General features: G+C 62.2%; 27 protein-coding genes. 18 read left to right on the top strand and 9 right to left on the bottom strand.

Translation table 11 applies throughout. From position 1 onward, the window contains the following. Positions 1–79: 79 nt before the first annotated feature. A complete protein-coding gene (locus M5G18_RS08970; RefSeq protein WP_273897588.1) occupies positions 80–1,078 on the top strand; it encodes an acyltransferase family protein in 999 nt (332 codons plus the stop codon). A gap of 6 nt (positions 1,079–1,084) precedes the next feature. Here the strand turns inward: M5G18_RS08970 and M5G18_RS08965 are convergent, their stop codons facing one another. After that, a complete protein-coding gene (locus tag M5G18_RS08965; RefSeq protein WP_273897587.1) occupies positions 1,085–2,521 on the bottom strand; it encodes an amidase in 1,437 nt (478 codons plus the stop codon). Between the two features lie 122 nt (positions 2,522–2,643). Here M5G18_RS08965 and M5G18_RS08960 point away from each other — a divergent pair, with 122 nt between their 5' ends. The 3 genes from M5G18_RS08960 (at position 2,644) to M5G18_RS08950 (ending at position 4,913) form a co-directional block, all read left to right on the top strand. Then, entirely contained in the window at positions 2,644–3,549 is a 906-nt protein-coding gene (locus tag M5G18_RS08960; protein ID WP_273897586.1) for a LysR family transcriptional regulator, read from the top strand. A 53-nt stretch (positions 3,550–3,602) separates the two neighbouring features. Next, the gene (locus tag M5G18_RS08955) at positions 3,603–4,160 is read left to right on the top strand and encodes a YceI family protein (protein ID WP_273897585.1); all 558 of its coding nucleotides are present in this window, start codon (positions 3,603–3,605) and stop codon (positions 4,158–4,160) included. Between the two features lie 66 nt (positions 4,161–4,226). Further along, the gene (locus M5G18_RS08950) at positions 4,227–4,913 is read left to right on the top strand and encodes a GNAT family N-acetyltransferase (RefSeq protein ID WP_273897584.1); all 687 of its coding nucleotides are present in this window, start codon (positions 4,227–4,229) and stop codon (positions 4,911–4,913) included. A gap of 71 nt (positions 4,914–4,984) precedes the next feature. On the opposite strand, the gene M5G18_RS08945 is transcribed toward M5G18_RS08950, so the two are convergent. After that, positions 4,985–5,425 carry a hotdog fold domain-containing protein gene (locus M5G18_RS08945; protein WP_273897581.1) on the bottom strand — a complete coding sequence of 147 codons (441 nt, stop codon included), beginning with the start codon at positions 5,423–5,425 and terminating at the stop codon, positions 4,985–4,987. Positions 5,426–5,581: 156 nt separating this feature from the next. Between M5G18_RS08945 and M5G18_RS08940 the strand changes: the two genes are divergently transcribed. Continuing rightward, the gene (locus tag M5G18_RS08940; RefSeq protein WP_273897578.1) at positions 5,582–6,208 is read left to right on the top strand and encodes a TetR/AcrR family transcriptional regulator; all 627 of its coding nucleotides are present in this window, start codon (positions 5,582–5,584) and stop codon (positions 6,206–6,208) included. A gap of 193 nt (positions 6,209–6,401) precedes the next feature. Here M5G18_RS08940 and M5G18_RS08935 read toward each other — a convergent pair whose 3' ends face one another. Then, positions 6,402–7,034, bottom strand: a complete 633-nt coding sequence (locus tag M5G18_RS08935; RefSeq protein WP_273897576.1) for a TetR/AcrR family transcriptional regulator — start codon at positions 7,032–7,034, stop codon at positions 6,402–6,404. Between the two features lie 100 nt (positions 7,035–7,134). On the opposite strand from M5G18_RS08935, the gene M5G18_RS08930 reads away from it, so the two are divergent. After that, positions 7,135–7,719, top strand: coding sequence for an NAD(P)H-dependent oxidoreductase (locus M5G18_RS08930; protein ID WP_273897574.1), 585 nt, complete (start codon positions 7,135–7,137; stop codon positions 7,717–7,719). A gap of 9 nt (positions 7,720–7,728) precedes the next feature. On the opposite strand, the gene M5G18_RS08925 is transcribed toward M5G18_RS08930, so the two are convergent. Beyond that, a complete protein-coding gene (locus M5G18_RS08925) occupies positions 7,729–8,670 on the bottom strand; it encodes a class I SAM-dependent methyltransferase (protein ID WP_273897573.1) in 942 nt (313 codons plus the stop codon). Positions 8,671–8,857: 187 nt separating this feature from the next. On the opposite strand from M5G18_RS08925, the gene M5G18_RS08920 reads away from it, so the two are divergent. Together M5G18_RS08920 and M5G18_RS08915 are read left to right on the top strand one after the other, a co-directional pair. Further along, positions 8,858–9,271, top strand: coding sequence for a response regulator (locus M5G18_RS08920; RefSeq protein ID WP_273897571.1), 414 nt, complete (start codon positions 8,858–8,860; stop codon positions 9,269–9,271). Between the two features lie 63 nt (positions 9,272–9,334). Continuing rightward, positions 9,335–10,003 (top strand): HAD family hydrolase, encoded by a 669-nt coding sequence (locus M5G18_RS08915; RefSeq protein WP_273897570.1) that lies wholly within the window; start codon positions 9,335–9,337, stop codon positions 10,001–10,003. Here M5G18_RS08915 and M5G18_RS08910 read toward each other — a convergent pair. Further along, positions 9,997–10,656 (bottom strand): methyltransferase family protein, encoded by a 660-nt coding sequence (locus M5G18_RS08910; RefSeq protein ID WP_273897569.1) that lies wholly within the window; start codon positions 10,654–10,656, stop codon positions 9,997–9,999. The two genes, M5G18_RS08915 and M5G18_RS08910, sit on opposite strands and share 7 nt — an antisense overlap. Positions 10,657–10,788: 132 nt before the next feature. Between M5G18_RS08910 and M5G18_RS08905 the strand changes: the two genes are divergently transcribed. Beyond that, positions 10,789–11,706 (top strand): pyridoxal-phosphate dependent enzyme, encoded by a 918-nt coding sequence (locus M5G18_RS08905; protein WP_273897568.1) that lies wholly within the window; start codon positions 10,789–10,791, stop codon positions 11,704–11,706. Positions 11,707–12,288: 582 nt separating this feature from the next. On the opposite strand, the gene M5G18_RS08900 is transcribed toward M5G18_RS08905, so the two are convergent. Together M5G18_RS08900 and M5G18_RS08895 are read right to left on the bottom strand one after the other, a co-directional pair. Then, positions 12,289–12,660 carry an endonuclease domain-containing protein gene (locus tag M5G18_RS08900; RefSeq protein WP_273897567.1) on the bottom strand — a complete coding sequence of 124 codons (372 nt, stop codon included), beginning with the start codon at positions 12,658–12,660 and terminating at the stop codon, positions 12,289–12,291. A 155-nt stretch (positions 12,661–12,815) separates the two neighbouring features. Beyond that, positions 12,816–13,718, bottom strand: coding sequence for a LysR substrate-binding domain-containing protein (locus M5G18_RS08895; RefSeq protein WP_273897566.1), 903 nt, complete (start codon positions 13,716–13,718; stop codon positions 12,816–12,818). Positions 13,719–13,830: 112 nt separating this feature from the next. Between M5G18_RS08895 and M5G18_RS08890 the strand changes: the two genes are divergently transcribed. Genes M5G18_RS08890 through M5G18_RS08880 form a run of 3 tightly spaced genes read left to right on the top strand, consistent with a single transcriptional unit; the run spans position 13,831 to position 16,083 of the window. Further along, positions 13,831–14,853 carry an aldo/keto reductase gene (locus tag M5G18_RS08890; protein WP_273897565.1) on the top strand — a complete coding sequence of 341 codons (1,023 nt, stop codon included), beginning with the start codon at positions 13,831–13,833 and terminating at the stop codon, positions 14,851–14,853. Then, positions 14,850–15,647 (top strand): SDR family NAD(P)-dependent oxidoreductase, encoded by a 798-nt coding sequence (locus tag M5G18_RS08885; RefSeq protein ID WP_273897564.1) that lies wholly within the window; start codon positions 14,850–14,852, stop codon positions 15,645–15,647. Before M5G18_RS08890 ends, M5G18_RS08885 begins: the two co-directional genes overlap by 4 nt. A 25-nt stretch (positions 15,648–15,672) precedes the next feature. Further along, the gene (locus M5G18_RS08880; RefSeq protein ID WP_273897563.1) at positions 15,673–16,083 is read left to right on the top strand and encodes an SRPBCC family protein; all 411 of its coding nucleotides are present in this window, start codon (positions 15,673–15,675) and stop codon (positions 16,081–16,083) included. A gap of 44 nt (positions 16,084–16,127) precedes the next feature. On the opposite strand, the gene M5G18_RS08875 is transcribed toward M5G18_RS08880, so the two are convergent. Both M5G18_RS08875 and M5G18_RS08870 read right to left on the bottom strand, forming a co-directional pair. Next, a complete protein-coding gene (locus M5G18_RS08875; RefSeq protein WP_273897562.1) occupies positions 16,128–17,522 on the bottom strand; it encodes a sensor histidine kinase in 1,395 nt (464 codons plus the stop codon). Continuing rightward, complete coding sequence (locus M5G18_RS08870) at positions 17,500–18,183, bottom strand: response regulator transcription factor (protein ID WP_007952956.1); 684 nt, start codon at positions 18,181–18,183, stop codon at positions 17,500–17,502. Before M5G18_RS08870 ends, M5G18_RS08875 begins: the two co-directional genes overlap by 23 nt. Before the next feature lie 190 nt (positions 18,184–18,373). Between M5G18_RS08870 and M5G18_RS08865 the strand changes: the two genes are divergently transcribed. The 6 genes from M5G18_RS08865 to hcnC all read left to right on the top strand — a co-directional run bounded on the left by M5G18_RS08865 (position 18,374) and on the right by hcnC (position 23,798). After that, complete coding sequence (locus tag M5G18_RS08865; protein ID WP_420793308.1) at positions 18,374–18,682, top strand: YdcA family protein; 309 nt, start codon at positions 18,374–18,376, stop codon at positions 18,680–18,682. Between the two features lie 193 nt (positions 18,683–18,875). After that, positions 18,876–19,814: a hypothetical protein gene (locus M5G18_RS08860; protein ID WP_207983172.1), complete on the top strand. Its 939-nt coding sequence runs from the start codon at positions 18,876–18,878 to the stop codon at positions 19,812–19,814. Between the two features lie 222 nt (positions 19,815–20,036). Continuing rightward, positions 20,037–20,576, top strand: a complete 540-nt coding sequence (locus tag M5G18_RS08855; protein WP_273897560.1) for a hypothetical protein — start codon at positions 20,037–20,039, stop codon at positions 20,574–20,576. A 249-nt stretch (positions 20,577–20,825) separates the two neighbouring features. Further along, a complete protein-coding gene (gene hcnA / locus M5G18_RS08850) occupies positions 20,826–21,140 on the top strand; it encodes a (2Fe-2S)-binding protein (RefSeq protein ID WP_207983171.1) in 315 nt (104 codons plus the stop codon). Then, entirely contained in the window at positions 21,137–22,546 is a 1,410-nt protein-coding gene (hcnB, locus tag M5G18_RS08845; RefSeq protein ID WP_085602652.1) for a cyanide-forming glycine dehydrogenase subunit HcnB, read from the top strand. The genes hcnA and hcnB overlap by 4 nt, the downstream gene beginning before the upstream one ends. Next, entirely contained in the window at positions 22,539–23,798 is a 1,260-nt protein-coding gene (gene hcnC, locus M5G18_RS08840) for a cyanide-forming glycine dehydrogenase subunit HcnC (RefSeq protein ID WP_134023230.1), read from the top strand. The genes hcnB and hcnC overlap by 8 nt, the downstream gene beginning before the upstream one ends. The last annotated feature ends 81 nt before the right edge of the window (positions 23,799–23,879 follow it).

Here is a 23,879-nt window from a genome sequence, read left to right as displayed (position 1 = left end):
CAACGAAAAATAACTGTTTTCCTGTCGCAAAGCGTCGTAGCTTAGCCGCCCATAACGATAAGGACATTGGAGCAGGTTCGTGGGTGTTTATCGATTGTTGCTGGCGGTGCTGGTGGCTTTGTCCCATATGGGGATCAATTTCGCGGGGCTGAATCCGGGTGTGGTCGCGGTGATTTCGTTTCTGATCATCAGCGGTTTCGTGATGACCTCGCTCATCGAACGCAACTACAACGCACTGAGTAAAGTCGGCCTGTTCTACGTGGACCGGGCGTTGCGGCTCTACCCGCAGTTCCTGTTCTATCTGTGCCTGTCCTGTGCCGTGATCTATTTCTTGCTGCCCGGTACGCCTCAGGCCGCCGAGCTGACCTTCAGGCACATCGTCGCGAATCTTGCGATCGTACCCCTCGATTTCTACATGTTCGGCCTGGCCGGAACCGAGCTCATGCCGCCGGCGTGGTCGCTGGGGCTGGAGCTGTGTTTTTATCTGGCGATTCCGTTTCTGCTGATCTTCAAGTTGCGCGGGGTGGCGTTCGTGCTGTCCGGCGCGGTGTTCCTGGTCGCCTGCCTGGGCTACATCAACACCGATGTCTATGGTTACCGACTGCTGCCGGGGGTGTTGTTCATGTTCCTCTGCGGCAGCTATCTGTATGGCGAACAAGCCAAGGGCCGGTTAATCGTGGCGGCCACCCTGTTGGGGGTGGCCGTACTGTTCGTCGCGATCATGGCCGGCTGGATCGAGCGCCGCCCCTTCAATGCCGAGGTGACGCTGGGCGTCGCGCTGGGCATTCCCGCCGTGTTTTTGCTGACGAAACTGCGCCAGCATCCGCTGGACGAATTCTTCGGCAACATCAGTTATGGCGTGTTTCTCAATCATTTCGTGGCGATGTACCTCCTGCGTGCCCTGTGGCCGCTGGCCTACATCGGCTGGTATGTCGAGGCGGTGATGGTCTTGGCTTTCGTCATGAGCATCGTGTCCTACCATGCCGTCGAACGGCCGGCCCTGAAGCTGCGTCACAAACTGCGGGCCGGCGTGCGAACGGGTGCGGCACAGGCACCCGGCAGCGAATCGGTTGCCTGAGTGACTTCAGTCCGGGTGGCTGGCCCGGATCTTTGGACGCCGATGGTGCCACGGTAATGCCTGTTCCAGTTGCGCGGCCAACCGCAGCAAGACGTCGTCGGCGCCTAAGCGGGCAGCCAGTTGCACGCCGATCGGCAACCCGCTGTGCGACATTCCCAACGGCAATGAAATGGCCGGCGTCCCCGCTACGTTGAACACCGGAGTGAACGGCGAATGCGCGAACACCCGCGCCGTCCATTGCCGGCCATCAAGCGCCTCTGCGCCGCGATTGTAGGTGCCGACGGCTTGCGGTAATTGCGGCAGGGTCGGGGTCAGCAGGATGTCGATGGAGTCGAACCAGCTCGCGACTTGCCGGGCGATGCTGTTGCGTACTTCCAGCGCGGCGGCGAAGTCCACGCCACGGGATTGCTCGCCGAACGCGTAGCAGGCCAGCGTGGCGGGTTCGAGGGTGCGGTGGTCGATGGCGCGGCCGGTGCTGCTGGCGAGGTGGTCGATCCAGCGCACCAGGCTGGCACACCAAATGTGCGCGTTGGCGTCGACGAAGGCCTCCCATGACAGACCGAGCGGGGCTTGCACGACGTCCACCCGATGGCCGAGCGCTTCGAGTTCGCGGGCGACGCGCTGGGTGGCTTCACGGATTTCACTGTCGACGGCGGCGCCGTTCCATGGCGTGTCGAGCACACCGATTCGCAGCCGTCCCGGATCGCGACCGACCTGCGCCAGAAAACCTTCAGCCGGTGCGGGCGTGTGGTACGGGTCTCCCGGCGCGCAGCCTTGCACCACATCCATCAACGCCGCGCTGTCACGCACGGTTCGCGACAGACCCAGTTGCACGCCCAGCCCGGCGAACACTTCATCCATCACCGGCCCGTGAGAGCTGCGCCCGCGCGTCGGCTTGAGCCCGACCAGACCGTTGAACGCCGCCGGTACGCGGATCGAACCCGCCGCATCGGTGGCATGGGCGATCGGCACAATGCCGGCGGCGACCGCAGCCCCGGCGCCGCCACTGGAACCGCCGGCCGAGCGCTGCGGATCCCAGGGGTTGCGGGTCGGCCCTTGCAGGACGGAGTCGGTCTCGGTACTGAACGCCATTTCCGGGGTGGTGGTGCGGCCCAGGGTCATCAATCCGCCGGCGTTGAAGCGTTGCATCAGGTGCGAATCACTCTGCGCGACAACACCTTGGGCGAGTCGGCTGCCCAGTTCGTTGCGTCGCCCGGCAGCGGTGATCGCCAGATCCTTGATCAGAAACGGCACCCCGGCCAATGGGCCGCTGCCAGTGGTCACCGTTGGCGTCCAGTGTTCGATCAGCGCATTGATCGACGGGTTGACTTGCTGCACGGCTTTGATGGCCAGCGCGGCCAGTTCTTCGGCGCGGATGTCGCCCGACGCGACCAGTTGCGCCAGGCCGATGGCGTCATGTTCGGCGTATTCGTTGAGATTCATCAGAGGCACTCCAGGAAGGGAGCAGCGATCTTAGGTCGCAGGTCTTGTCGTGATTAGCCCATAATCGTGGCATGCAATGTGCCGCTATTGGCACAATCCATTGATTGGCGGAAGGCCTGCAAATGATCCGTGACTTGAACGACACGCTGGTTTTCGTGCGCGTGGTGCGCCTCGGCAGTTTCACTGCCGCTGCCCATGCATTGCAGATCCCCAAGACCACGGTCAGCCGTCGGGTGCGCGAACTGGAACAGGCCATCGGCGTTCAGCTGCTGCGGCGCACCACGCGCCAGTTGAGCCTGACCGAGGCCGGCGCGGTGTATTACGAACACTGCAAGGCCCTCGCCGATACCCTCGAACACGCCGAGCGCGCTGTGCATCAGTTGCGTGACGGGCCGCGCGGCTGGTTGCGGGTGACGGTGCCGTTTTCATTCGGCGTCAGCTGGTTTGCGCCGGTGCTGGCGGGATTTCGTCAGGCGTACCCGGAAATTCGCCTGGAGGTTCTGGCCTCCCATGTGCCGCTGGATCTGGTAGGGGAGGAAATCGATGTGGCGCTGCGTCTCGGGGCGTTGCCGGATTCGAGCCTGATCGCCCGGCGGCTGGCGAGTTTTCCCACAGGTATTTACGCGTCCCCGGATTATCTGGCGCGCCACGGTACGCCGGACAATCCTGACGAGCTTATTCATCATCAGACGCTGACGCTGCATCAGGCTAGGCGCGATGTCGGTTATGTCTGGCCGTTGCGTCGCGAGGGCGCACGCCTGAAAGACTACCGCGTCGAACCTTCCATCCTGGCCAACGATCCGGCGCTGCTGCATGACGCGTTGCTCGCGGGTGAAGGGCTGAGCCTGGGAATGGAGCAGAGCATGCAGGCCGATGTGCAGGCCGGACGTCTGATCCGGGTGCTGCCGCAATGGATCGGTCCGGCGCAGGATCTCAACGCGGTGACGGCGCGTGAGCATCTGCCATCGCCCAAGGTGACGGCGCTGATCGGCTACTTGAAGGCGCGCATGGCCGACGAGGTGGCATAACCGCCGGATGTTTGCTTAAGTCATTCGAGACCCATCGGGCGCCGGAGCCTTCCATGTCGATTCGATTGTTGTTGGCTGCCGCGTGTTGCCTGATTGTCGTCCCTGCTGCGCAGGCGGTGGAGTACAACCGGGTCAACACCACCGCCAGCCAGATCAGTTTCACCTACAACCAGATGGGCTCGCGGATGTACGGCACGTTCGGCAAGTTCGACGCGACGCTGGATTTCGACAGCGACAACCTCGCCAGTGCCCGCACCACGCTGCACATCGACCTCACCAGCATCGACGCCGGCAGCGAAGACGCCAACACCGAGCTGGTGAAACCGGCGTGGTTCGACACCGATAAATTCCCGGTGGCGGTGTTCGAATCGACCCGCTTCAGCCCGGCCGGCGACAACCGTTATCTGGTCGACGGCCACCTCACCCTCAAAGGCATCACCCGTGAGGTGCAAGTGCCGGTGCAACTCAAACCCGACAGCAGCATCGGCATCTTCGACGGCGAACTGGTGCTCAAGCGCGACGAGTTCGGCCTCGGCGCGGGGGAGTGGGCGGACACCGTGGTGTCGAAGGATATCGACATCAAGTTCAAGGTCGTGGCGCCGCAGCAGTGATGGTGTTCGGCCCCCGACGCGTTGGCGCGGTATGATGGCGGCGTTTTCCGCCGGAGTCCGCCCGCCATGCCCCGCATCACCCACTACAAATCCCCATGCCCCGAAGGCGTCAACAGCCAGATTTTGCAGATGGTGGTCGACAACCTGACCGACATCAGTGCCATCGGGCTGGGCCCGAGCAATCTGCTGTACAACGTCTATCAGTACGCGGTCGGCTACGAGGTGCATCTGTATCTGGAGGCGTTGAACGGCGAGAAGGGCACCGAGGTGGAGTTGCTAGTGGCCACCGATGACGATGACCCCGAGCAGGTGATCGGCTTCCTGTTGTACCTGCCGGTGCAGGGCGATTGGGAGGCGTGCAACGTGGCCTATCTGGCGGTGCGCGAGGGGCATCGGCGTCAGGGTGTGGCCCGCTCGTTGATCGCGGACATGGTGGCGCGTTACCCCCATGCCGAACTGACCTGCAGCATCGGCAAGGTGCCGTATTTCGAAGTGCTGGGCTTTGAAGTGCTGGGCCAGTTGGAGACGCAAGTGCTGATGAGCACCCGGCACTACCGCAGCAACGGGCTGCGCGGCTTTATCGACACGACGCCGATCTACCGTTCGCTGGAAGTGCAGCAGATCCACACCTATCTGCTGCAGAAACACGGCAAGCGGGCGATGCTCGATGCCGAGAAGCAGCGCGACCGGCATCTGGATCAGGTCACTCGCCGCACCGAAGAATTTGTCCGCCAGCGCCTGACCGTTCACTGATCCCTTCTCTTCGAAACGACAAAAGCCCTTGTTGCGATCTGCGCAGCAAGGGCTTTTTTGTGCCGGTGATTTCAGGACAGTTTCACGTTCATGGTGATCCGCGCCGTGAACACTTTCTTGCCTTCGGCGTCGTGGACATCCACCGGCACGATCTTGTCGCCTTCGGTCTGCCAGTCCAGTGCTTCGCCACTGGCCACGGCGGTCACGTCGGTCTTGGCCTTGGCCAGGTATTCGACGGTCATGCCTTTGGGAATCCAGCGTGCGCCGGCGGGAATCGACACGTCGGTCATCATCCCGGCTGCCAGTTCGGCGGCATTGCACAGGGCGATGGCATGCACGGTGCCGAGGTGGTTGGTGATCTCGCGGCGAAAGGGTACTTGCACCTGCGCCGAGCCTGGGCGCAATTCGGTCACCAGCGGGTTGATGGTGCTGAAGTACGGCGCGACCTGGCAGGCCATCTGGCTGAACGCCTGGGAACCGACGCTGTTGAACATGCTGAGAAACTGACTCATGGGTGAAGCCTCGCGGTTAGGGGATTTACAGAATCATGTTCCGTTACAGAATAATATTCTGTAACGGAACGGTATTCTGTCTGCGGGAAATCTGTCAACCTGTGCGCGTTTCGATCACCGGCACGAATGTGCCCTTTACCCGGATTTTCAAGGCCCATGGACACCGCAGATCTACTCGAACGCAGCTACCCGGGCCGCCGCGCCGAACTCAAGCGCGACATCTTTCGCAAGGCCCTGCGCCTGTTCAACGAGCAGGGCATCGAGGCCACCACCATCGAAATGATCCGTGCCGAGTGCGACACCAGTGTCGGGGCGATCTACCACCATTTCGGCAACAAGGAAGGACTGGTGGCCGCGCTGTTCTTCACCGCGCTGGAGGATCAGGCGCGCCTGCGCGACGCTTATCTGGCCGACGCGACGACCACCGAAGAGGGCGTGCAGGCGCTGGTCTACAGCTACGTGGACTGGGTCGAGAATCAACCGGAATGGGCGCGCTTCCAGTATCACGCGCGTTATGCCGTGACCCGGGGCCCGCACAAGGATGAACTGGTCGAGCGCAACAAGACCCGCAATCTGGGCCTGCGTACCTGGCTGGCCGAGTCCGGGCGCGCGGCTGAACTCAACGAGTGCCCGGCCGAATTGCTGCCGTCGCTGATCGTCGGGCAGGCCGACAGCTATTGCCGCGCTTGGTTGTCCGGGCGAGTGCAGGGCAGTCCGAAGGCTTATCGCGAATTGCTGGCGCAAGCCACGTGGCGTTCGATCCGCCGCGAACCCGAACGCTGATTTTCAGAGACAAAAAAAGAGCCTCAAGACTCTTTGATGGGGAGGAAGTAGAGCCCGCGAGGCTCAAGATGCGCATGAAGCCAGGTGCGGGCTTGATTGGGGTTCAGAGCACCCGCACCTACGCAACGGCTTGGCGGACCAAGCGACTGCGTAGTTCCATCGTAGGAAGGTGGGCTGATGCGCTCAAGTACCGTCAGTCACCTGCCTGGGTGGCGCGGGCGGCGGCTCGTTCGACCATCGCGATGATGGTTGCCAACAGCTCGTCACGGGCCTGTTCGGCGCTGATCTCATCAGTGGCCGCTGCTTGCGACAGGGCTTCGGCGGCGCCAAGCATGGCGCGTAATCCTGCCTGTCTGATCTCTGCGCCGTCAGCGAAAGGCGACAGCACATTGCGGCATTTCTCCAGAAAGATCGCCTCGTATTCGCGCTTGATCCTCTCCAGTTCCGGCGTACTCGCCAGGGCCGCAATCACCCCCGGAATCTCGTTGCCCTGAGTCAGCACGCAATCGACATACGCCGTGGCAATCACCGTCGCGGTGCCGTTCAAGGTTGCTTCGGCATTGGCCAGTGCGGCGTCCATCAGCGCCGTCTGGCGCCGGTCGAAATCCTGATACAGCGCCGCGAGCAGACCGGCGCGGGTGGTGAAATGGTCGTAGACCACCGGTTTGGTCACGCCGGCCTTTTCCGCCAGATAGCCGAGGGTCAGGGCATCGGTGCCTTCTTCGCGAATCAACTGCCAGGCCATGTCGAGCAACTGGCGCTGGCGGTCTTCCCGGGACAGGCGGCGACGGGGTTGTGCGGATTCGGGGATTTCAGTGGTTGACATCGCTTATATACCAAACGTAACTTACTGATGGTAACTTACCAATCGTAGCTTATCGAAAGGATAAGCCCTTGGTCAGCAATCACCAACCGGAGATTTCCCCATGCACGCATTGATTGTTGTAGATCACGATGATCCACGTTCGCTGACCCACGCGTTGGCGCAGCAGATTGCCAAAGGTCTTTCGGAAAGCGATCCATCCAACACCTTCGAAATCGCCGACCTGCACGCCGAGGAATTCGACCCGCGCTTCGGCGTGGCCGACTGGGCAGTGCATCACCGCGAATCCGCACCGCCGGCGGACGTGCTGGCCGAGCAGGCGCGCATCGACCGCGCCGATACACTGGTGCTGGTCTATCCGGTGTTCTGGTGGTCGATGCCGGCGCTGCTCAAGGGCTGGATCGACCGGGTGTTCAGCAATGGCTGGGCGTACGATTTCGACGGTGACAAGACGCTGCAGAAGCTCGGACGATTGCGCGTGCACCTCGTCGGACTCGGCGGAGCGGATACACGCACTTACGAGCGCCACGGCTACGGCGCGGCGATGAAGACGCAGATCGATCACGGGATTTTCGATTACTGCGGGGCGACGGTGGCGAGCTCGGCCTTGTTGCTGGAGTCCGAGTCGAGCGATCCTGCGATGCAGTTGCAGGCGGCGCGCGAACTCGGACAGGCTTTGTTTCGTTGAAACCTGTTGTCAGTCGACGCGTTTGAAGACCAAAGCCTTCAGACCGCTTTCCGGATCGATATCCGGAAACTCCGGCGGATTTTCCAGCCGTTGCTCGAAGCGCAGGCTCGGTGCTTCCTGGGTCACGCCGTCGATCAGGAAGTCCGAACCGAACGATGGATCGTTCATGCAAGCCAGCACCGTGCCCTGCGCCGTCAGCAATTCCGGCAGACGACGCAGCACGCGCTGGTAATCCTTGGTCAGCAGAAAACTGCCTTTCTGGAACGACGGCGGGTCGATGATCACCAGATCGTACGGGCCGCTGTTGATGACCTTGCCCCAGGACTTGAACAGGTCGTGGCCGAGGAAACTCACCTTGCTCAGGTCATGCCCGTTCAACCGGTGATTGTCGCGGCCCCGGCTCAGCGCGGCGCGGGACATGTCGAGGTTGACCACATGGCTGGCGCCACCCTCGATGGCCGCCACCGAGAAGCCGCAGGTGTAGGCGAACAGGTTCAGCACCCGTTTGCCCGCCGCCTGTTCGCGCACCCAGTTGCGCCCATAACGCATGTCGAGGAACAACCCGGCGTTCTGCTTGCGACCCAGATCCACGCGGTATTTCAGCCCGCCCTCGACGATGGTCATTTCGTCGATCTCTTCACCGAGCAGCCATTCGGCGGTGCTTTGCGGCAAGTAGCGGTGCTGAATCAGCAGGGTGTGGGCGCCGGCCTGCTGCCATGGTGCCGAAGCGGTGATTTCCAGCAACAGGTGCTTGAGGTCTTCCAGCTGCGAAGCCTCGGGCTCCTTGAACAGCGACACCAGCACCACGCCTTGCAGCCAGTCCACGGTGACTTGCTCCAGCCCCGGCCAGCAACGCCCGCGCCCGTGGAACAGGCGCCGGGTTTCGGCGGGTGCCGAAGTCAGCGCGGTGAGCAGGTGAGCATGGAGAACGGCGAGGGCTTGAGGGTTCATCAATCGGATCGGCCAGCAAAAGGGCGCGCATTTTAACCGCAATTACGCGCCGGCGACTGCCCGTTGACCGAGTGTTATCGAAAAGACCTGTATCAAAAATGAATTTCTGTAGAAGGCGCTGCTCATACCAGATAAGCAGCGGGATCAAGCCGCTAAATCGTTCATGCAATTCAGGGAGTGCCAGTTCATGTGTCCAATTCCGACGTCGAGCGCGCACCTTCCTGGCGGGTTGATTCTGGTAGTCGAGGACGATCCGTTGATTCTGGAGTTTCTGTGCGAAATTCTTCAGGAGGAAGGTTTCAAGGTCGAGCCGCAGACCAGTGCCGATGCGGCGTCGCAATATCTGGAAGCGCACGCGCCGGAAGTCGCGCTGCTGCTCACCGACATCACCATGCCCGGCACCCTTAATGGCGCCGACCTGGCCAATCTGGTCGGCGAGCGCTGGCCGGACAAACCGGTGATGGTCATGTCCGGTTATGAAACACCGGAAACCTCGGGCGTGAAGCATCCGGTGGCGTTCATCAAGAAGCCGTGGGCCATCGGCCAGTTGCTCGATTGTGTGGACGGTGCGTTCAAATCCAAGGCGCCGCGTCTGCACTGACACGCCTCGCAAGTGCTACATTGCCGGGCATCGTTGCCCGGCCCCTTGCGAGGAAGTGATCTTTTGTCTGCTCACGATGCTGTTTTCAACCGCGCGTTCGGCGCGTTCCTGTTCGACATGGACGGCACCGTCCTCAACTCCATCGCCGCCGCCGAGCGGATCTGGTCCGCCTGGGCCGTGCGCCACGGGGTGAACGTCGAGACGTTCCTGCCGACCATCCACGGCGTGCGCGCCATCGACACCATCACGCGTTTGAACCTGTCGGGCGTGGACGCCGAGGCGCAAGCGGCGTTCATCACCGAGGCGGAAATCGAAGACGTCGAAGGCATTGTCGAGATCCCCGGTGCGGCGGCTTTTCTCAAGTCGTTGCCGGCGGATCGCTGGGCCATGGTGACCTCGGCGCCACGGGATCTGGCGTTGCGGCGGATGGCCGCAGCGGGGATTCCGGAGCCTGCGGTGATGATCACCGCTGAAGACGTGACCGCCGGCAAACCGGATCCGGCCGGTTATCGGCTGGCGGCCAAACGCCTGGGCCTGGAACCGTCGGACTGCCTGATTTTCGAAGACGCCACCGTCGGTATTCAGGCCGCTGAAGCCGCTGGTGCGCCGTTGATGATCATCACCACGACTCACCAGCATCCGCTTGAAACCGCCCACGCGACGATTGCCAGTTACCGCGACATTGCGCTGAGCATCGACAGCGACGGCCAGTTGCGCCTGCAACCTCAATAAATCCCGGGCACCAAGCGCCAGCTGCGGGCGCAATAGGCGTCGTATTCGGCGCCGAACTGCGTGCGCAGTAGGGCCTCTTCGGCGTGGATGCGGGCGATCAGCGGGATCAGCGTCAGCGCCGCCAGCAACAGGCCGACCACCGAGCGAAACGCCAGCGCCCAGCCGATCGCATTGATCACCAGCCCCAGATAACTGGGGTTGCGCAGATGCCGATAAATGCCCTCGGTCACCAGCCGATGTCCCGGCTGGATCGCCACCAGCCCGCTGAACCGATGGCCCAGCACAAACACCGGCCACAGGCGCAATCCACCGCCGACGATAAACAGCAGCGCGCCCAGCCAACGGGTGCCTTCGCGGCCCACTGTCCAGAAACCGATGCGGTCGCAGTAGGCCGGCAGAAAGGCACTGACCAGTCCGATCACGGCGAACGCCGGAATCACCCAGCGATTGGCCCGGTCCTCGCGCTCGCCGGTGCTCAAGTTCACTTCCGTAAACAACGACGCCACCACCATGGCCAGGGTTGCCAGGGCCACCACGACCAACGCACCGTGAGAAAAAAACACCGCCACGCCACCGATGCCCCACATCGCCAAACCCAGATAGGCGAGGGTGGCGAGCACGGCGACCACGGTCATTTGCGCAGACATTTTCATAGGCACCTGACGGCTGTTCCGTTCAGTGTAGATCCCGGCACGATCCCCGGCGTTTAACCGCTGGAGGGGGCGTGGACTAAACTTCAGGCAGAGACGTTCCGATCATCCGATCCGCCGCTTCGGGAGTCCGCCATGCTGCACATCCGCACGCCGCTGATCCTCCATCCGACCCTGTCGACCGCGTCCCGGCGCATCTGGCTGAAGCTGGAAAACCTGCAACCGTGCGGCTCGTTCAAGCTGCGCGGGATGGGTTTGTTGTGCAGCCAGGCAGCGAAGCAGGGCAAGCGCAAGGTCGTGTGTCCGTCCGGCGGCAATGCCGGGCTGGCCACGGCGGTGGCAGCGGTCAGCCTGGGCCTGCAAGCCTGCATCGTGGTGCCGCACACAACGCCGGAAGCGACCCGCGCGCGTATTCGCCGCACCGGCGCGGAAGTCGTCGTCCACGGCAAAGTCTGGGACGAGGCCAACCAGCGAGCGCGGGAACTGGCCAGTGCGGCGGACACCGAATACGTGCCGGCCTTCGATCACCCGGTGTTGTGGGAAGGGCACAGCTCGATGATCGACGAAATTCTCGACGACTGCCCGCAGGTCGATACCGTGGTCACATCGGTCGGCGGCGGTGGTTTGCTGGCGGGCATCCTCACCGGGCTGCTGCGCCATGAGCGCCGAGACTGCCGCATCATCACCTGCGAAACCACAGGCGCCGCCTCGTTCGCTGCGGCCGTTCAGGCCGGCCATCCGGTGCGCCTGAATCGGATCGACACTGTCGCCACCTCCCTGGGTGCCGCGCAGGTGGCGGCGTGGCCGGTGGAGCATATCGGCGAGTTTGATCATGAATGTCTGGTGCTGTCGGATGACGACGCGATCATGGGTGTGGTGCGATATGCCAGTGATTTGCGGCAATTGGTGGAGCCGGCGTGCGGGGTTTCGCTGGCGGTGGCTTACCTTGATCATCCGGCGCTGGCGGGGGCGCATGATGTGGTGGTCATCGTTTGTGGCGGGGTGAGTATCAGTGCGCAGCTGGTGGCGGGGTGGGCGCGGTTGGGGGCTTGAATGCTCAGGGATTGCGCGTCGATCGCTGGCCCTCACCCCAGCCCTCTCCCGGAGGGAGAGGGGGCCGACCGAGGTGTCTTGAGAGATACATCGACCTGATGCACCGAGTCGATTATGGATTCCAAGCATCGACTTGAGACACCGATTCGATTATGGATTCCGGGACTGTCGGGGATTCTGCGTCGACCGCTTGCCCTCACCCCAGCCCTCTACCGGAGGGAGAGGGGGCCGACCGAGGTGTCTTGAGAGATACATCGACCTGATGCACCGAGTCGATTATGGATTCCAGGCATCGACTTGAGACGCCGATTCGATTATGGATTCCGGGACTGTCGGGGATTCTGCGTCGACCGCTTGCCCTCACCCCAGCCCTCTACCGGAGGGAGAGGGGGCCGACCGAGGTGTCTTAAGAGATACATCGACCTGAAAAACCGAGTCGATTATGGATTCCAAGCATCGATTTGAAACACAACGTCGATTACGGATTCACCGCAGATTTTTCAGGTCGATGTATCCCGACAATATCCCCCAATCGGCTCCCTCTCCCTCCGGGAGAGGGCTGGGGTGAGGGCGCTTTTCGGATCAGGATCGCAATCTCAAAACCTCCGCAACCCGCACAATCTGCTCCAACACATCCCCCATCTGCCGAATCACCTCCAGGTTACTGAACCGCACCACCTCAATCCCCAACCGCTGTAGATAAACCGTACGCCGCCGGTCATGAATCTCTCCCGCCGCCTCAAAATGCTGCCCCCCATCCAGCTCAACCGCCAACTTCAATTCCACACAATAGAAATCCAGCACGAACGGCGGAACCGGCACCTGCCGGCGAAATTTCAGCCCCGCTAACTGTCGCGCCCGCAGCTTCTGCCAGAGCAGTTGTTCACAGTCGGTCTGGGAGGTGCGCAAGTGGCGGGCGAACTGGCGTTGGGCGAGCGTCGGGCGATTTTGCATGCTTCACGTCCTTGTGAAGTGGGATGGAAAATTCACTGTAGACCAGACCAACAGTCAATATCGGATCAACCTGATGATGGATTCACACAAGATTTTTCAGGTCGATGTATTACGTCAATATCCCCCAATCAGTTCCCTCTCCCTCCGGGAGAGGGTTAGGGTGAGGGCTCGGCGATATCAGACCCAGTCAACACCTCACGAAACGTCTCCACCAACGGCCTTAAATTGACCCGGTGCCAAGCCGCCCACAACGGTGTGGTAAACGCCAGCCACGGCACCTCCCGCAACACCACGCCCGGCGGTGCATTATGGCTCAGACCTTTCTGGATCATCGCGATCCCCAGCCCCGAGGCCACCAGCCCTAACGCGGTAAACGGCTCCGTGGCCTGCATCCGCACATCCGGGGTGAAACCTGCGCGAATGCAGGCGCTGACTAGCTCATCGTCGGCCCCCTGGCGAGGCTGCACGCCGATCCATTCCTGATCGGCCAGATCCGCCGGGGTCAGCGATGGCAGTTGGTTCAGCGGGTGATGTTCGGGCAGCGCCAGCAGCATCGGGTCGTCCAGCACCTGAAAGCCCAGCAGGTCGGGATCGTCGATCGTCGGCGGTTCACTGACCAGCGCGATATCGAGGCTACGCTGACGCAGGCCTTCCAGTTGTTCGGCGGAACTCAGGTTATACAGCGCGACATGCACGTTCGGCCGATCCACCCGCAGCACGCGCAAGGCATTGGGCAAGACCCCGGCGTGCATCGCGTTTTCGATGTAGCCGATGCACAGGCCGCCTTCTTCGCCACGGCCCAGGCGTTTGCCGAGAGATTCCAGGCGATTGGCGTGGGTCAGCAGGGCGCGGGTTTCGGCGAGAAAGGTCTGGCCGTCGCGGGTCAGGCGGATGCGCTGCTGGCTGCGTTCGAACAGGGTCAGGCCCAGGCGTTCTTCGAGCTGGGCGATCTGCCGGCTCAGGGGCGACTGGGAAATGTGCAGGCGCTCGGCGGCGCGGCCGACGTGTTCTTCCTCGGCGACGGCGACGAAGTAGCGCAATTGGCGGATGTCGATCATGTCAGACCTTCAGGGACTCAAGTGCTGCTGATTATGTCTTGGACGGTCTGAGTGGCGCAATCTAGGATCTGCTCAACGGTCAACACCGACCACGACTTACGAGGACTGCATCATGAGCTTGAAAGACAAACTCCCCGGCCAACTCGGCTTCGGCACCGCGCCACTGGGCAACATGTTCCGCGCCATTCCTGAAGAGGAAGCCCAAGCCACCGTGCATGCGGCGTGGGATGCCGGCGTGCGTTACTTCGACACCGCGCCGTTCTACGGCTCGGGCCTCTCGGAAATCCGCCTCGGCGAAGCACTGTCCCGCTACAAGCGCGACGACTACGTGCTCAGCACCAAGGTCGGCCGGGTGATTCTCGATGAAGTCGAAGACGCCGCCGCCCGGGATCTGGGCGAGAAAAGCGGGGTGTTCGAACACGGCCGCCCGAACAAGATCGTCAACGACTACAGCGCCGACGCCACGCTGCGTTCGATCGAAGACAGCCTCAAGCGCCTGAAAACCGATCGCCTCGACATCGTCTGGGTCCATGACATCGCTCAGGATTTCTACGGTGATCAATGGCTCGAGTACTTCAATCAGGCCCGCACCGGCGCCTTCAAAGTCCTGACCCGCCTGCGCGAAGAAGGCGTGATCAAGGGCTGGGGCCTGGGCGTGAACAAGGTCGAGCCGTGCGAGTTGACGCTGGACCTGACCGAGGCGCAGCCTGACGGCTTCCTGTTGGCTGGCCGCTACACCTTGCTCGATCACGACCGCGCACTGCAGCGTTTGATGGATTCGGCCCGGGCGCAGAATGTTGAAATCGTAGTCGGTGGCCCCTACAGCTCGGGGATCCTGGCCGGCGGTGCGCACTTCGAATACCAGAAGGCCAGCCCTGAAATCGTTGCCCGGGTTGAGCAGATCAAACGCATCGCCGCGGCCCACGGCGTCGATGTCAAAGCGGCTGCACTACAATTCTCGCTGGCCAATCCGGCCGTGGCGGCAGTGATTCCCGGTGCGAGCAAACCGGGACGTATCGCTGAAGATGTGGCGGCGCTGTCGGCGGTGATTCCGGCCGGTTTCTGGCAGGCCATGCGTGAAGCGAACCTGGTGTCCGAACGTGCACCATTACCCATCGACGAGGTGAAAGCATGAAGATCGATCTGAGCGGAAAACTGGCGATTGTCAGCGGCAGCACGGCGGGCATCGGTTTGGGCATCAGCCAGTCGCTGGCCGAGGCGGGCGCCACGGTGGTGGTGATCGGTCGCGATTCGGCCAAGGTCGAACAGGCGCTGGCAAGCATTCGCGACAAGGTGCCGGGCGCGCAACTGCGCGGTCTGACGGCCGATCTGGGCACGGCCGAAGGCGCACAGAAACTGTTCGCCGCCGAACCGAAAGCCGACATCCTGGTGAACAACCTCGGCATCTACAACGCGGTGGATTTCTTCGACGCGCCGGACGATGAGTGGACGCGCTTCTATGAGATCAACGTGATCTCCGGCGTGCGCCTGTCGCGGCATTACGTGCCGGCGATGGTCGAGCAGGGCTGGGGCCGGGTGATCTTCCTGTCTTCGGAATCCGGCGTGGCCACCCCGGCCGACATGATCAACTACGGCGTGACCAAAAGCGCCAACCTCGCGGTCTCCCATGGCCTGGCCAAACGCCTGGCGGGCACCGGGGTTACGGTCAACGCGATCCTGCCGGGGCCGACCTTCACCGACGGTGTCGAGGAAATGCTCAAGGATGCCGCCGCCGAGTCTGGCCGCAGCCTGCGGGACGAGGCTGACGCGTTTGTGCGCCGGGCCCGTCCGAGTTCGATCATCCAGCGCGTGGCGGATGTCGAAGAAGTCGCGCACCTGGTCACCTACATCGCTTCACCGCTGTCCTCGGCCACCACCGGCGCCGCTTTGCGGGTCGACGGCGGCGTGGTCGACAGCCTGACTATCTGAATTCATCGAGAGAGACTTTTTATTTATGGCAACAGCATCAGCAACGATCGACATCCCGGCTTCGGCCGATCAAGTCTGGCAATTGATTGGCGGCTTCAACACCTTGCCGGACTGGCTGCCGTTCATTCCCAACAGCGAGCTGAGCGAAGGCGGGCGCGTGCGCACCTTGCAAACCGCTGACGGTGGCGTGGTGGTCGAGCGTCTGGAAACGTTCGATAACGCGAGCAAAACCTATAGCTATTCGATTCTGCAGGCACCGTTTCCGGCCACCGATTATCTGGCGACGATTCGCGTTGAAGCCCAGGGGCAGGGCGCGAAGGTAACGTGGTCGGGACGCTTCACGGCCAAGGGCGTGAGTGATGAGGAAGTGGTGGCGTTGTTCAGCGGCATCTATCAGGGTGGGCTCGAAGCACTGCGCGCCAACTACCCCGCCTGAGTTTGTTCACTGATCGTTCCCACGCAGCGTGGGAACGATCTATCTCAAGACTGTGAAATCAGGCTCTGCCGACAATCCAGCACCAGCTTCGCCCCGCCCAGATCGCTTCGCCCCACCTCAAGGCTGAACCCGTGCAGATTGACGATCGCCGCGACAATCGACAGCCCCAGGCCAAAGCCATTCTGCAACTGCCCGCCCTCGGCGCGGTAGAACCGCTGGAACACCGCCTCCCGTTCCGACTCGGGAATGCCCGGCCCGGAGTCATGCACTTCGATCCGCGTATGCCCCGCATCATTGACCCCGCGCAGCACCACCGTGCCACCGGCCGGGGTGAACTTGATCGAGTTGCTCAACAGGTTCGCCAGCGCTTCAAACAGCAACGCCCGATCACCGTTCAGCATCGGCAGGGTTTCCGGCATGTTCAGCTCGAAACGCAGATCGTCGTCTTCGGCCAGCGGCAGATAGAACTCGTGCAGTTCCTGCAGCAACAACACCGGATCGAGCTCGACAAACCCCGAGCGCCGCTGACGATCCTCAAGCTCCGAAATCCTTAGCAACCCGCGAAACCGCGCCATCAGCGTATCGGCCTCGGCCAGCACCAGATCCAGCTGCGCCGCTTCCGGCGAGCCTTCGCCGGCCTGCTGCTGCATGCGATACAACTGCGCGCGCAAACGGGTCAGCGGGGTGCGCAGGTCATGGGCGATGTTGTCGCACACACCTTTGACTTCGTTCATCAAGCGCTCGATGCGATCGAGCATGGCGTTGACGATGGCGGCGAGCATGTCCAGCTCATCGCGGCGATTGGACAGCGGCAAACGGTGAGTCAGGTCGCCGGCGACAATCGACTGGGCGCTGGCCTGGATCGCTCGGATCCGCCGCAGCGGTCGACGACGCAGCAAATGCCAGCCGATGATTCCCGGCACAATCGTCAGCGAAACGCCCCAGAGCAAGGCATGCAGAATGATCTTCGTGACCGCGAACAGCGAACCGTTGTCACGCAACAATACCAGCCAGCGGCCGTCGCGGGTCGGAGTGGCTACCGCGTCGCAGCTGTCGTTGGGCAGGGTCGGGTCGTCGGAGTCGGCGCATTCGCTGAGCATGTGGATCTTGCCATCGAGCGGCAGACCCTCGGGGATCTTCTGCAACGCGCCGCCGAGGTAGCGATGCTGGGCATCAAACAGGCCGTAGGCGTCGATGCCGCGAATGTCGAAAGTCATGCTGGCGGCGAGCGCGTCTTCCAGCTGATCGCCGCGAAAGTGCGAAAACAGATGCTGACGTTGCATCAGCGAATGCTTGGCCAAATTGTCGAGATAACCGGAAACCTCGAAGTACATGACCCCCATGAGGATCGCACTCCAGGCCACGAACAACGAACTGTACAGCGCCAGCAAACGGCTGCTGGAGGAACGCCAACCGTCAGACGGGTTCGGCAATGACATAACCCGAGCCTCGCACCGTGCGGATCAGCGGGACATTGCCCGGCGGGTCGATCTTCTTGCGCAGACGGCCGATGTGCACGTCGATCAGGTTGGTGCCGGGGTCGAAGTGATAGCCCCAGACCTCTTCGAAAATCATCATCCGCGACAGAATCTGGCCGCTGTTGCGCATCAGAAATTCCAGCAACTTGTATTCGGTCGGCAGCAGCGTCAGCACTTGCTCGGCGCGCCGGGCTTCGTGGCTGATCAGATCGAGTTGCAGATCCGCCACCTGCAATGTGGTCGGCTGGGCGCCGTTGCTGTTCTGGCGACGCAGCAACACTTCGACTCGCGCGGCCATTTCATCGGTGGCGAACGGTTTGGTCAGGTAGTCATCGCCGCCGGCGCGCAAACCACGCACGCGTTCGTCGACGTCGGAGAGGGCGCTGATCATCAGGATCGGCGTTGCCACGCCCATGGTGCGCAGGGTGGTGACGATGGCCAGGCCATCAAGCTCCGGCAGCATGCGGTCGAGGGTGATCAGGTCGTAGTTGCCGCTGACGGCGCGGTCCAGGCCTTCACGGCCGTTGTCGACCCAGTCCACGTCGAGGCCGTGGCTGCTCAGTTCGGCGACAATTTCCCTTGCGGTCACGGCGTCGTCTTCGATGGTCAGGATGCGAGTCATGGTGGGCCTGCTGGTCTGTTCAAACGCAATGGCAGCATTTTGCCAAGATTTTGCGTTGACGCTTTAAATTAACTTTCATGTTTTAGCCGTCATTAGTCGCCGTCGCCGAATTATTTTGTGAAACGTTGATATCATCTGGCCACATCTTTCAAGGAGTGAAGGCGTGAGCTGGTTGATTCGTGGTGGCTGGATGCCGATGGCCGGGATGTTGCTGGCGCTGCTGAGCGCTTCGGCACTGGCCGCCAACACCCCGTGTTCCGGGAAGAAGGGCGGCATCGCTCGCTGCGACGGCGATCTGTTCCTGTGCAATGACGGCTCCATCAGCGGCTCGAAGAAGAGCTGCGCCGCCATGTTCGGCATCCGCGAACAGGCGAGGCCGCAACAATTTCTGCAAAGCAACGATGCGTGTGATTGCGGCACCGGCTCGTTCTGCACCGGGCCGCGCGGCGGCGTGTATTGCCTGACGCCGAGTGGCAAGAAAAGCTACAAACGCAAATGACCGGGCTTTTGTGCCAATGCATAAAACCCGCTGTTATCGACCCGTTGTTGCAATTTGCATGGATTCGGGAAGTTCAGTCTTTTTAAGTTATTGAATCCAAACGATTTATTTAATGTTGGCGACTGGCACGGTCACTGCAATTCCTCTGATGACGAGTTGTAACACCATTTTTCATGCCGGGAGCAGAACAACAATGAATAGATCCTCAGATGGGTTTTATCCTGCCTTCGAAGGCGAGTCGAGCAACGTCTCAGGGGTGTCCTGGGGCGCGATCTTCGCTGGGGCCGCAGCCGCTGCGGCGCTGTCGTTGATTCTGGTCCTGCTCGGTTTCGGTCTGGGCTTTTCCGCTGTTTCACCGTGGGCCGGAGAGGGCGTCAGCGCCAAGGGCCTGGGCATTTCAACGATCATCTGGCTGGCCGCCACACAAATCATCGCTTCGGGACTGGGCGGCTACATCGCCGGTCGCCTGCGGGTGAAATGGGCCAACATGCACGGTGACGAGGTGTACTTCCGCGATACCGCCCATGGCTTTCTCGCCTGGTGTGTGGCGACGCTGGTCACCGCGACGCTGGTGGTCGGTTCGGTCAGCAGCATTGTCAGCGGTGGCGTGCAGGCCGGTGCAAGTGTTGCCGGTGGCGCAGCCAGTGCGATGACCCAAGCAGCCGGCACCGCAGCGGCCAACACTGACAGCGATCAGTACGGCTACTTCGTCGACAGCCTGTTCCGCGACGATCGTCCCGCCGCCGTCAGCGATGACGCCGCTCGTGGCACCGTGACCCGGATCTTTGCCCAGAGCCTGGCCAACGGTCAGCTCAGCGCTGAAGACCGCACCTACCTCGCCCAACTGGTCGCCCAGCGTACCAACCTGACCCAGGCCGACGCCGAACGTCGGGTCGATGAAATCTACGCCCGCACCCAGAAGGCAATTGCCGACGCCAAAGTGAAAGCGCAACAAGCTGCCGACACCGCCGCCAAAGTCGCTGCCTGGACCTCGCTGTGGATGTTCATCGCGCTGCTGGCCGGTGCGTTCTTCGCCAGCCTCTCGGCCACCTTCGGCGGTCGCCGCCGGGATGCGGTCGAGTACGTCGAAGTCGAAACCTACACCACGACCACGCTGCCGCCAGTCCGTTAATCAAGGAGAACCACCATGCGCTCACTACTGCTGTTTTTCCTCGGCGTTCCAATCCCGATCATCATCCTGATCGCCCTGTTCGTGCACTGATTCCTTGAGGCACATGCCTTGGCCGCTTCCACCTTCGGGTTGAAGCGGCTTTTTGCTTTCTAAGGGGCCAGCGGCCAGAATCCGTGCGTGAAGTGGATCGGCCACTTCGAACCCTGTTTAAGGATGAAGACGTTGGACAAGAAGGAAATCAAACGCCAGCTGGATGAGATGCTCGATGCAGGACGCTCGAAAACCGACACCTTCAAGGCGTTTTCCGGTGGAGCGGTCAAGGATCGGGTCCTGGCCTACTGGATCGGTTCGCGGATTGAGCCGGCGCTGCGGAAACAGCATGCGCGCAAGGTCACGATCCTGATTGTGTTGTTCTGCATTCAGGCGTTGATCGGTGCGCTCATCGGATTTGCGCTGGGCTGGAACTCCAGCGTCGGATTGGCCCTGGTGCTCGCGCTGATCGGCGGTGCTATCCCGCTGCTGTTTGCGTGGGGCTTCTACAAGTACTCCGCGCAGACTTACACCGTCTTCGTGATCCTCACGCTCAGCCAGTTTTCACGCCTGTTCAAGGACTACGCCGAAGACCCGGTGGCCACGCTGATCGGCGTAGGCCTAACCCTGGCCCTGGTGTTTTATGTCGCGTGGCTGAAAACCAAACTGTTCCCCGACCTTGGTTTCATCGGGTCGAAAAAGATCAAGGGCCAGTTCGTCTTCTCCAACTGACCGGCACAGAACCGTACAGTCATTTCCATGGCCTGGATCAATATTCGTCGGCGCAATATCCCCTACCGTGAAATTTCCAGGCCCTTGCCGCTGGATCGACTACATTGCTTGCGCGCACTTTGCTGCGCGAGCGGAACCAACCTGCCGGCCCGATAGAGAGCGATAAACCCCACGAGCCGGCGAGGTGTAGTGCAGCAAGGAGCTGAGCTGTTTCAACCTCACCTGAACTTTTCACGGATGATCATTGCAATGCACTGCCTAGAAAGAACCTTCGATATCCAGCCCTTGGCGCAGGCGGATATGACTGTCCACATCAACGGCCAGCCGGTCACTGCCGCCATCGGCGAAACCGTGCTCAGCGTCATTCAGTCCCTCGGCGTGCGCCAGGTCGCGCGCAACGATCACAACCAGGTCAGCGGTGCCTATTGCGGCATGGGCGTGTGCCAGTGCTGCCTGGTGAAAATCAACGGCCGGCACAAGCGCCGCGCCTGCCAGACCGTGGTGCGCGAGGGCATGCTGATCGAAACCCAGGTCAACCGTATTCACGGGCAGGAGGTGGTATGAGCCTGCATCCGGTGATCGTCGGCGGTGGCCCGGCGGGAATGGCCGCGGCCATCGAACTGGCCCTGCACGGGGTGCGCTGCACCTTGCTCGAAGAGGCGTCGCGCCTGGGCGGCGTGGTCTATCGCGGGCCGCTGCGTGACGGTGTGCAGCTGGATTATCTGGGGCCGCGCTATTCCGAGGCGCTGGGCAAACTGCACGGTGATTTTCAGGAGCAGTCCGGTCTGATCGACGTGCGCCTCAACCACCGCGTGGTCGGCGCCGAAGGCACGCGCTCGCTGGTGGTGCTGGACGGCGACGAGCGTCTGCACGAAATCGAATACCCGCAGCTGCTGCTGGCCGCCGGTTGCCACGAGCGCAGCGTGCCGTTTCCCGGCTGGACGCTGCCCGGTGTGATCATGCTCGGTGGCCTGCAATTGCAGATCAAAAGCGGCGTGGTCAAACCGCAGGGGCCGGTGGTGATTGCGGGCACCGGGCCGTTGTTGCCGCTGGTGGCAACCCAGCTGCACGCGTCGGGCGTGAGCGTGGCCGGCGTCTACGAGGCCTGCGCATTCGGCAAGATCGCCAAGGAAAGTCTGGCGCTGCTGAACAAGCCGCAACTGTTCCTCGATGGCTTGAGCATGCTCGCCTACCTGAAATTGCACGGCATCCCGATGAACTACGGCTGGGGCGTGGTCGAAGCGCACGGCGAAGGCGAACTGAAAAGCGTCAGCGTGGCGCCGTACTCGGCAACGTGGGAGCCGGACATGAGCCGCGTCGAACGCTTCGAAGCGAAGACGCTGGCGGTCGGTTACGGCTTCATTCCGCGTACACAGTTGAGCCAGCAAATGGGCCTGGATCACGGCTTCAGCGACGACGGCTACTTGCGCGCCAACGCCAACATCTGGCAGCAAAGCAGCGAGCCCCACGTGCATCTGGCCGGTGACATGGGCGGGATTCGCGGCGGTGAAGCGGCGATGCTCGCCGGCAAGATCGCCGCCACCTCGATCCTGCTGCAACGCGGCGTGCTGGAAGAAGAACTGGCGCGGGTCCGTCGCGACCGTTATCTGGGCAAACTGAAAGCCATCGTACGTTTCCGTGCGGCGGTGGATCGCTACACCGAACGCGGCGTCGGGCAGACCGCATTGCCGGCGGCCGACACGGTGATCTGCCGCTGCGAACATGCGACCCGCGCCGACATCGACCGCGCGCTGGAGCAGGGCGTGCAAGACATCGCCAGCCTGAAAATGCGCACTCGCGTGAGCATGGGCGACTGTCAGGGGCGGATGTGCGTCGGCTATTGCAGCGACCGATTGCGACAGGCCACCGGGCGCAAGGATGTCGGCTGGCTGCGGCCGCGTTTCCCGATTGATCCGATTCCCTTTTCCGCGTTCCAGTCCCTCGGCACGGAGGCCGTTTCCCATGAGTAAGTTCTATGACGTGGTCATCGCCGGCGGCGGTGTGATTGGCGCGTCCATCGCCTATCAATTGTCCAAGCGCAAAGGCCTCAAGGTCGCGCTGATCGACGCCAAGCGCCCGGGCAACGCGACCCGCGCCTCGGCCGGTGGCCTGTGGGCGATTGGCGAGTCGGTGGGATTGGGCTGCGGGGTGATTTTCTTCCGCATGATGTCGGCCAACCGCAAGCGCGAAACCCAGGGCGCGGCGGTGGCGGTGGACTCCAGCACGCCGCACATCCTGCCGCCGTCATTCTTCGATTTCGCCTTGCAGTCCAACGCGCTGTACCCGGCGCTGCACCGCGAGCTGCGTGACAACCACGGGATGGATTTCAAGTTCGAAAAGACCGGGCTCAAGTTTGTGATCTATGACGATGAAGACCGGTTGTATGCCGAGCACATCGTCGGCTGCATTCCGCACCTGGCCGATCAGGTGCGCTGGCTGGATCAGGCGGCATTGCGCGAGTCCGAGCCGAGCGTCAGCCATGAAGCGCGCGGCGCGCTGGAATTCCTCTGCGACCATCAGGTCAGCCCGTTCCGTCTGGCCGACGCCTACACCGAAGGCGCCCGGCAGAACGGCGTGGACATGTACGTCAACACCAACATCACCGGCGTGCTGCATCACGGCACGAGGGTAACTGGCGTGCAAACGGCCGAAGCCGGGGTGTTTCACTGCAAGACCCTGATCAACGCCGCTGGCGCGTGGGCGGCGGATTTGAGCGAGTGGGCCACCGGCATCCGGATTCCGGTGAAACCGGTGAAGGGCCAGATCCTGCTGACCGAACGCCTGCCGAAAATCCTCAACGGTTGCCTGACCACCAGCGATTGCTACATGGCACAGAAGGACAACGGTGAAATCCTGATCGGCAGCACCACCGAGGACAAGGGCTTCGACGTCACCACCACCTGGCCGGAAATCGCCGGGTTGGTGCAGGGCGCCGTGCGTTGCCTGCCGGAACTGGCGGACATCAACCTCAAGCGCACCTGGGCCGGGCTGCGGCCGGGCTCGCCGGATGAGTTGCCGATTCTTGGGCCGATGGCCGGGGTGGAGGGGTATCTCAACGCCTGCGGGCATTTCCGCACCGGGGTGCTGACGTCGGCGATTACCGGAGTGTTGCTGGATAAGCTGGTCAACGATGAACCGCTGCCGCTGGACATCACGCCGTTTCTGGCGGACCGGTTTGAAGTGGCGCCGGCCAAAGAAGAGAGGGAGCTGGAGATAGCCTGAACTTGTGGGAGCCAGCCTGCTGGCGATGAGGCCGGTTCAGTCACCCTTGATGGTGGCCGAGCTGTCGCAATCGCCAGCAGG

The organism is Pseudomonas aphyarum, from assembly GCF_028657055.1.
Taxonomy (GTDB): Bacteria; Pseudomonadota; Gammaproteobacteria; order Pseudomonadales; family Pseudomonadaceae; genus Aquipseudomonas; species Aquipseudomonas aphyarum.
This window is presented reverse-complemented; position numbering and strand designations above follow the sequence as displayed.

What these genes read in the sequence shown, in the direction of transcription:
- M5G18_RS08965 (WP_273897587.1), bottom strand. Translation starts at nt 2,521, where the DNA reads ATGAATCTCAACGAATACGCCGAACATGACGCCATCGGCCTGGCGCAA.
- M5G18_RS08960 (WP_273897586.1), top strand. Translation starts at nt 2,644, where the DNA reads ATGATCCGTGACTTGAACGACACGCTGGTTTTCGTGCGCGTGGTGCGC.
- M5G18_RS08955 (WP_273897585.1), top strand. Translation starts at nt 3,603, where the DNA reads ATGTCGATTCGATTGTTGTTGGCTGCCGCGTGTTGCCTGATTGTCGTC.
- M5G18_RS08950 (WP_273897584.1), top strand. Translation starts at nt 4,227, where the DNA reads ATGCCCCGCATCACCCACTACAAATCCCCATGCCCCGAAGGCGTCAAC.
- M5G18_RS08945 (WP_273897581.1), bottom strand. Translation starts at nt 5,425, where the DNA reads ATGAGTCAGTTTCTCAGCATGTTCAACAGCGTCGGTTCCCAGGCGTTC.
- M5G18_RS08940 (WP_273897578.1), top strand. Translation starts at nt 5,582, where the DNA reads ATGGACACCGCAGATCTACTCGAACGCAGCTACCCGGGCCGCCGCGCC.
- M5G18_RS08935 (WP_273897576.1), bottom strand. Translation starts at nt 7,034, where the DNA reads ATGTCAACCACTGAAATCCCCGAATCCGCACAACCCCGTCGCCGCCTG.
- M5G18_RS08930 (WP_273897574.1), top strand. Translation starts at nt 7,135, where the DNA reads ATGCACGCATTGATTGTTGTAGATCACGATGATCCACGTTCGCTGACC.
- M5G18_RS08925 (WP_273897573.1), bottom strand. Translation starts at nt 8,670, where the DNA reads ATGAACCCTCAAGCCCTCGCCGTTCTCCATGCTCACCTGCTCACCGCG.
- M5G18_RS08920 (WP_273897571.1), top strand. Translation starts at nt 8,858, where the DNA reads ATGTGTCCAATTCCGACGTCGAGCGCGCACCTTCCTGGCGGGTTGATT.
- M5G18_RS08910 (WP_273897569.1), bottom strand. Translation starts at nt 10,656, where the DNA reads ATGAAAATGTCTGCGCAAATGACCGTGGTCGCCGTGCTCGCCACCCTC.
- M5G18_RS08905 (WP_273897568.1), top strand. Translation starts at nt 10,789, where the DNA reads ATGCTGCACATCCGCACGCCGCTGATCCTCCATCCGACCCTGTCGACC.
- M5G18_RS08900 (WP_273897567.1), bottom strand. Translation starts at nt 12,660, where the DNA reads ATGCAAAATCGCCCGACGCTCGCCCAACGCCAGTTCGCCCGCCACTTG.
- M5G18_RS08895 (WP_273897566.1), bottom strand. Translation starts at nt 13,718, where the DNA reads ATGATCGACATCCGCCAATTGCGCTACTTCGTCGCCGTCGCCGAGGAA.
- M5G18_RS08890 (WP_273897565.1), top strand. Translation starts at nt 13,831, where the DNA reads ATGAGCTTGAAAGACAAACTCCCCGGCCAACTCGGCTTCGGCACCGCG.
- M5G18_RS08885 (WP_273897564.1), top strand. Translation starts at nt 14,850, where the DNA reads ATGAAGATCGATCTGAGCGGAAAACTGGCGATTGTCAGCGGCAGCACG.
- M5G18_RS08880 (WP_273897563.1), top strand. Translation starts at nt 15,673, where the DNA reads ATGGCAACAGCATCAGCAACGATCGACATCCCGGCTTCGGCCGATCAA.
- M5G18_RS08875 (WP_273897562.1), bottom strand. Translation starts at nt 17,522, where the DNA reads ATGTCATTGCCGAACCCGTCTGACGGTTGGCGTTCCTCCAGCAGCCGT.
- M5G18_RS08870 (WP_007952956.1), bottom strand. Translation starts at nt 18,183, where the DNA reads ATGACTCGCATCCTGACCATCGAAGACGACGCCGTGACCGCAAGGGAA.
- M5G18_RS08865 (WP_420793308.1), top strand. Translation starts at nt 18,374, where the DNA reads ATGCCGATGGCCGGGATGTTGCTGGCGCTGCTGAGCGCTTCGGCACTG.
- M5G18_RS08860 (WP_207983172.1), top strand. Translation starts at nt 18,876, where the DNA reads ATGAATAGATCCTCAGATGGGTTTTATCCTGCCTTCGAAGGCGAGTCG.
- hcnA (WP_207983171.1), top strand. Translation starts at nt 20,826, where the DNA reads ATGCACTGCCTAGAAAGAACCTTCGATATCCAGCCCTTGGCGCAGGCG.
- hcnB (WP_085602652.1), top strand. Translation starts at nt 21,137, where the DNA reads ATGAGCCTGCATCCGGTGATCGTCGGCGGTGGCCCGGCGGGAATGGCC.
- hcnC (WP_134023230.1), top strand. Translation starts at nt 22,539, where the DNA reads ATGAGTAAGTTCTATGACGTGGTCATCGCCGGCGGCGGTGTGATTGGC.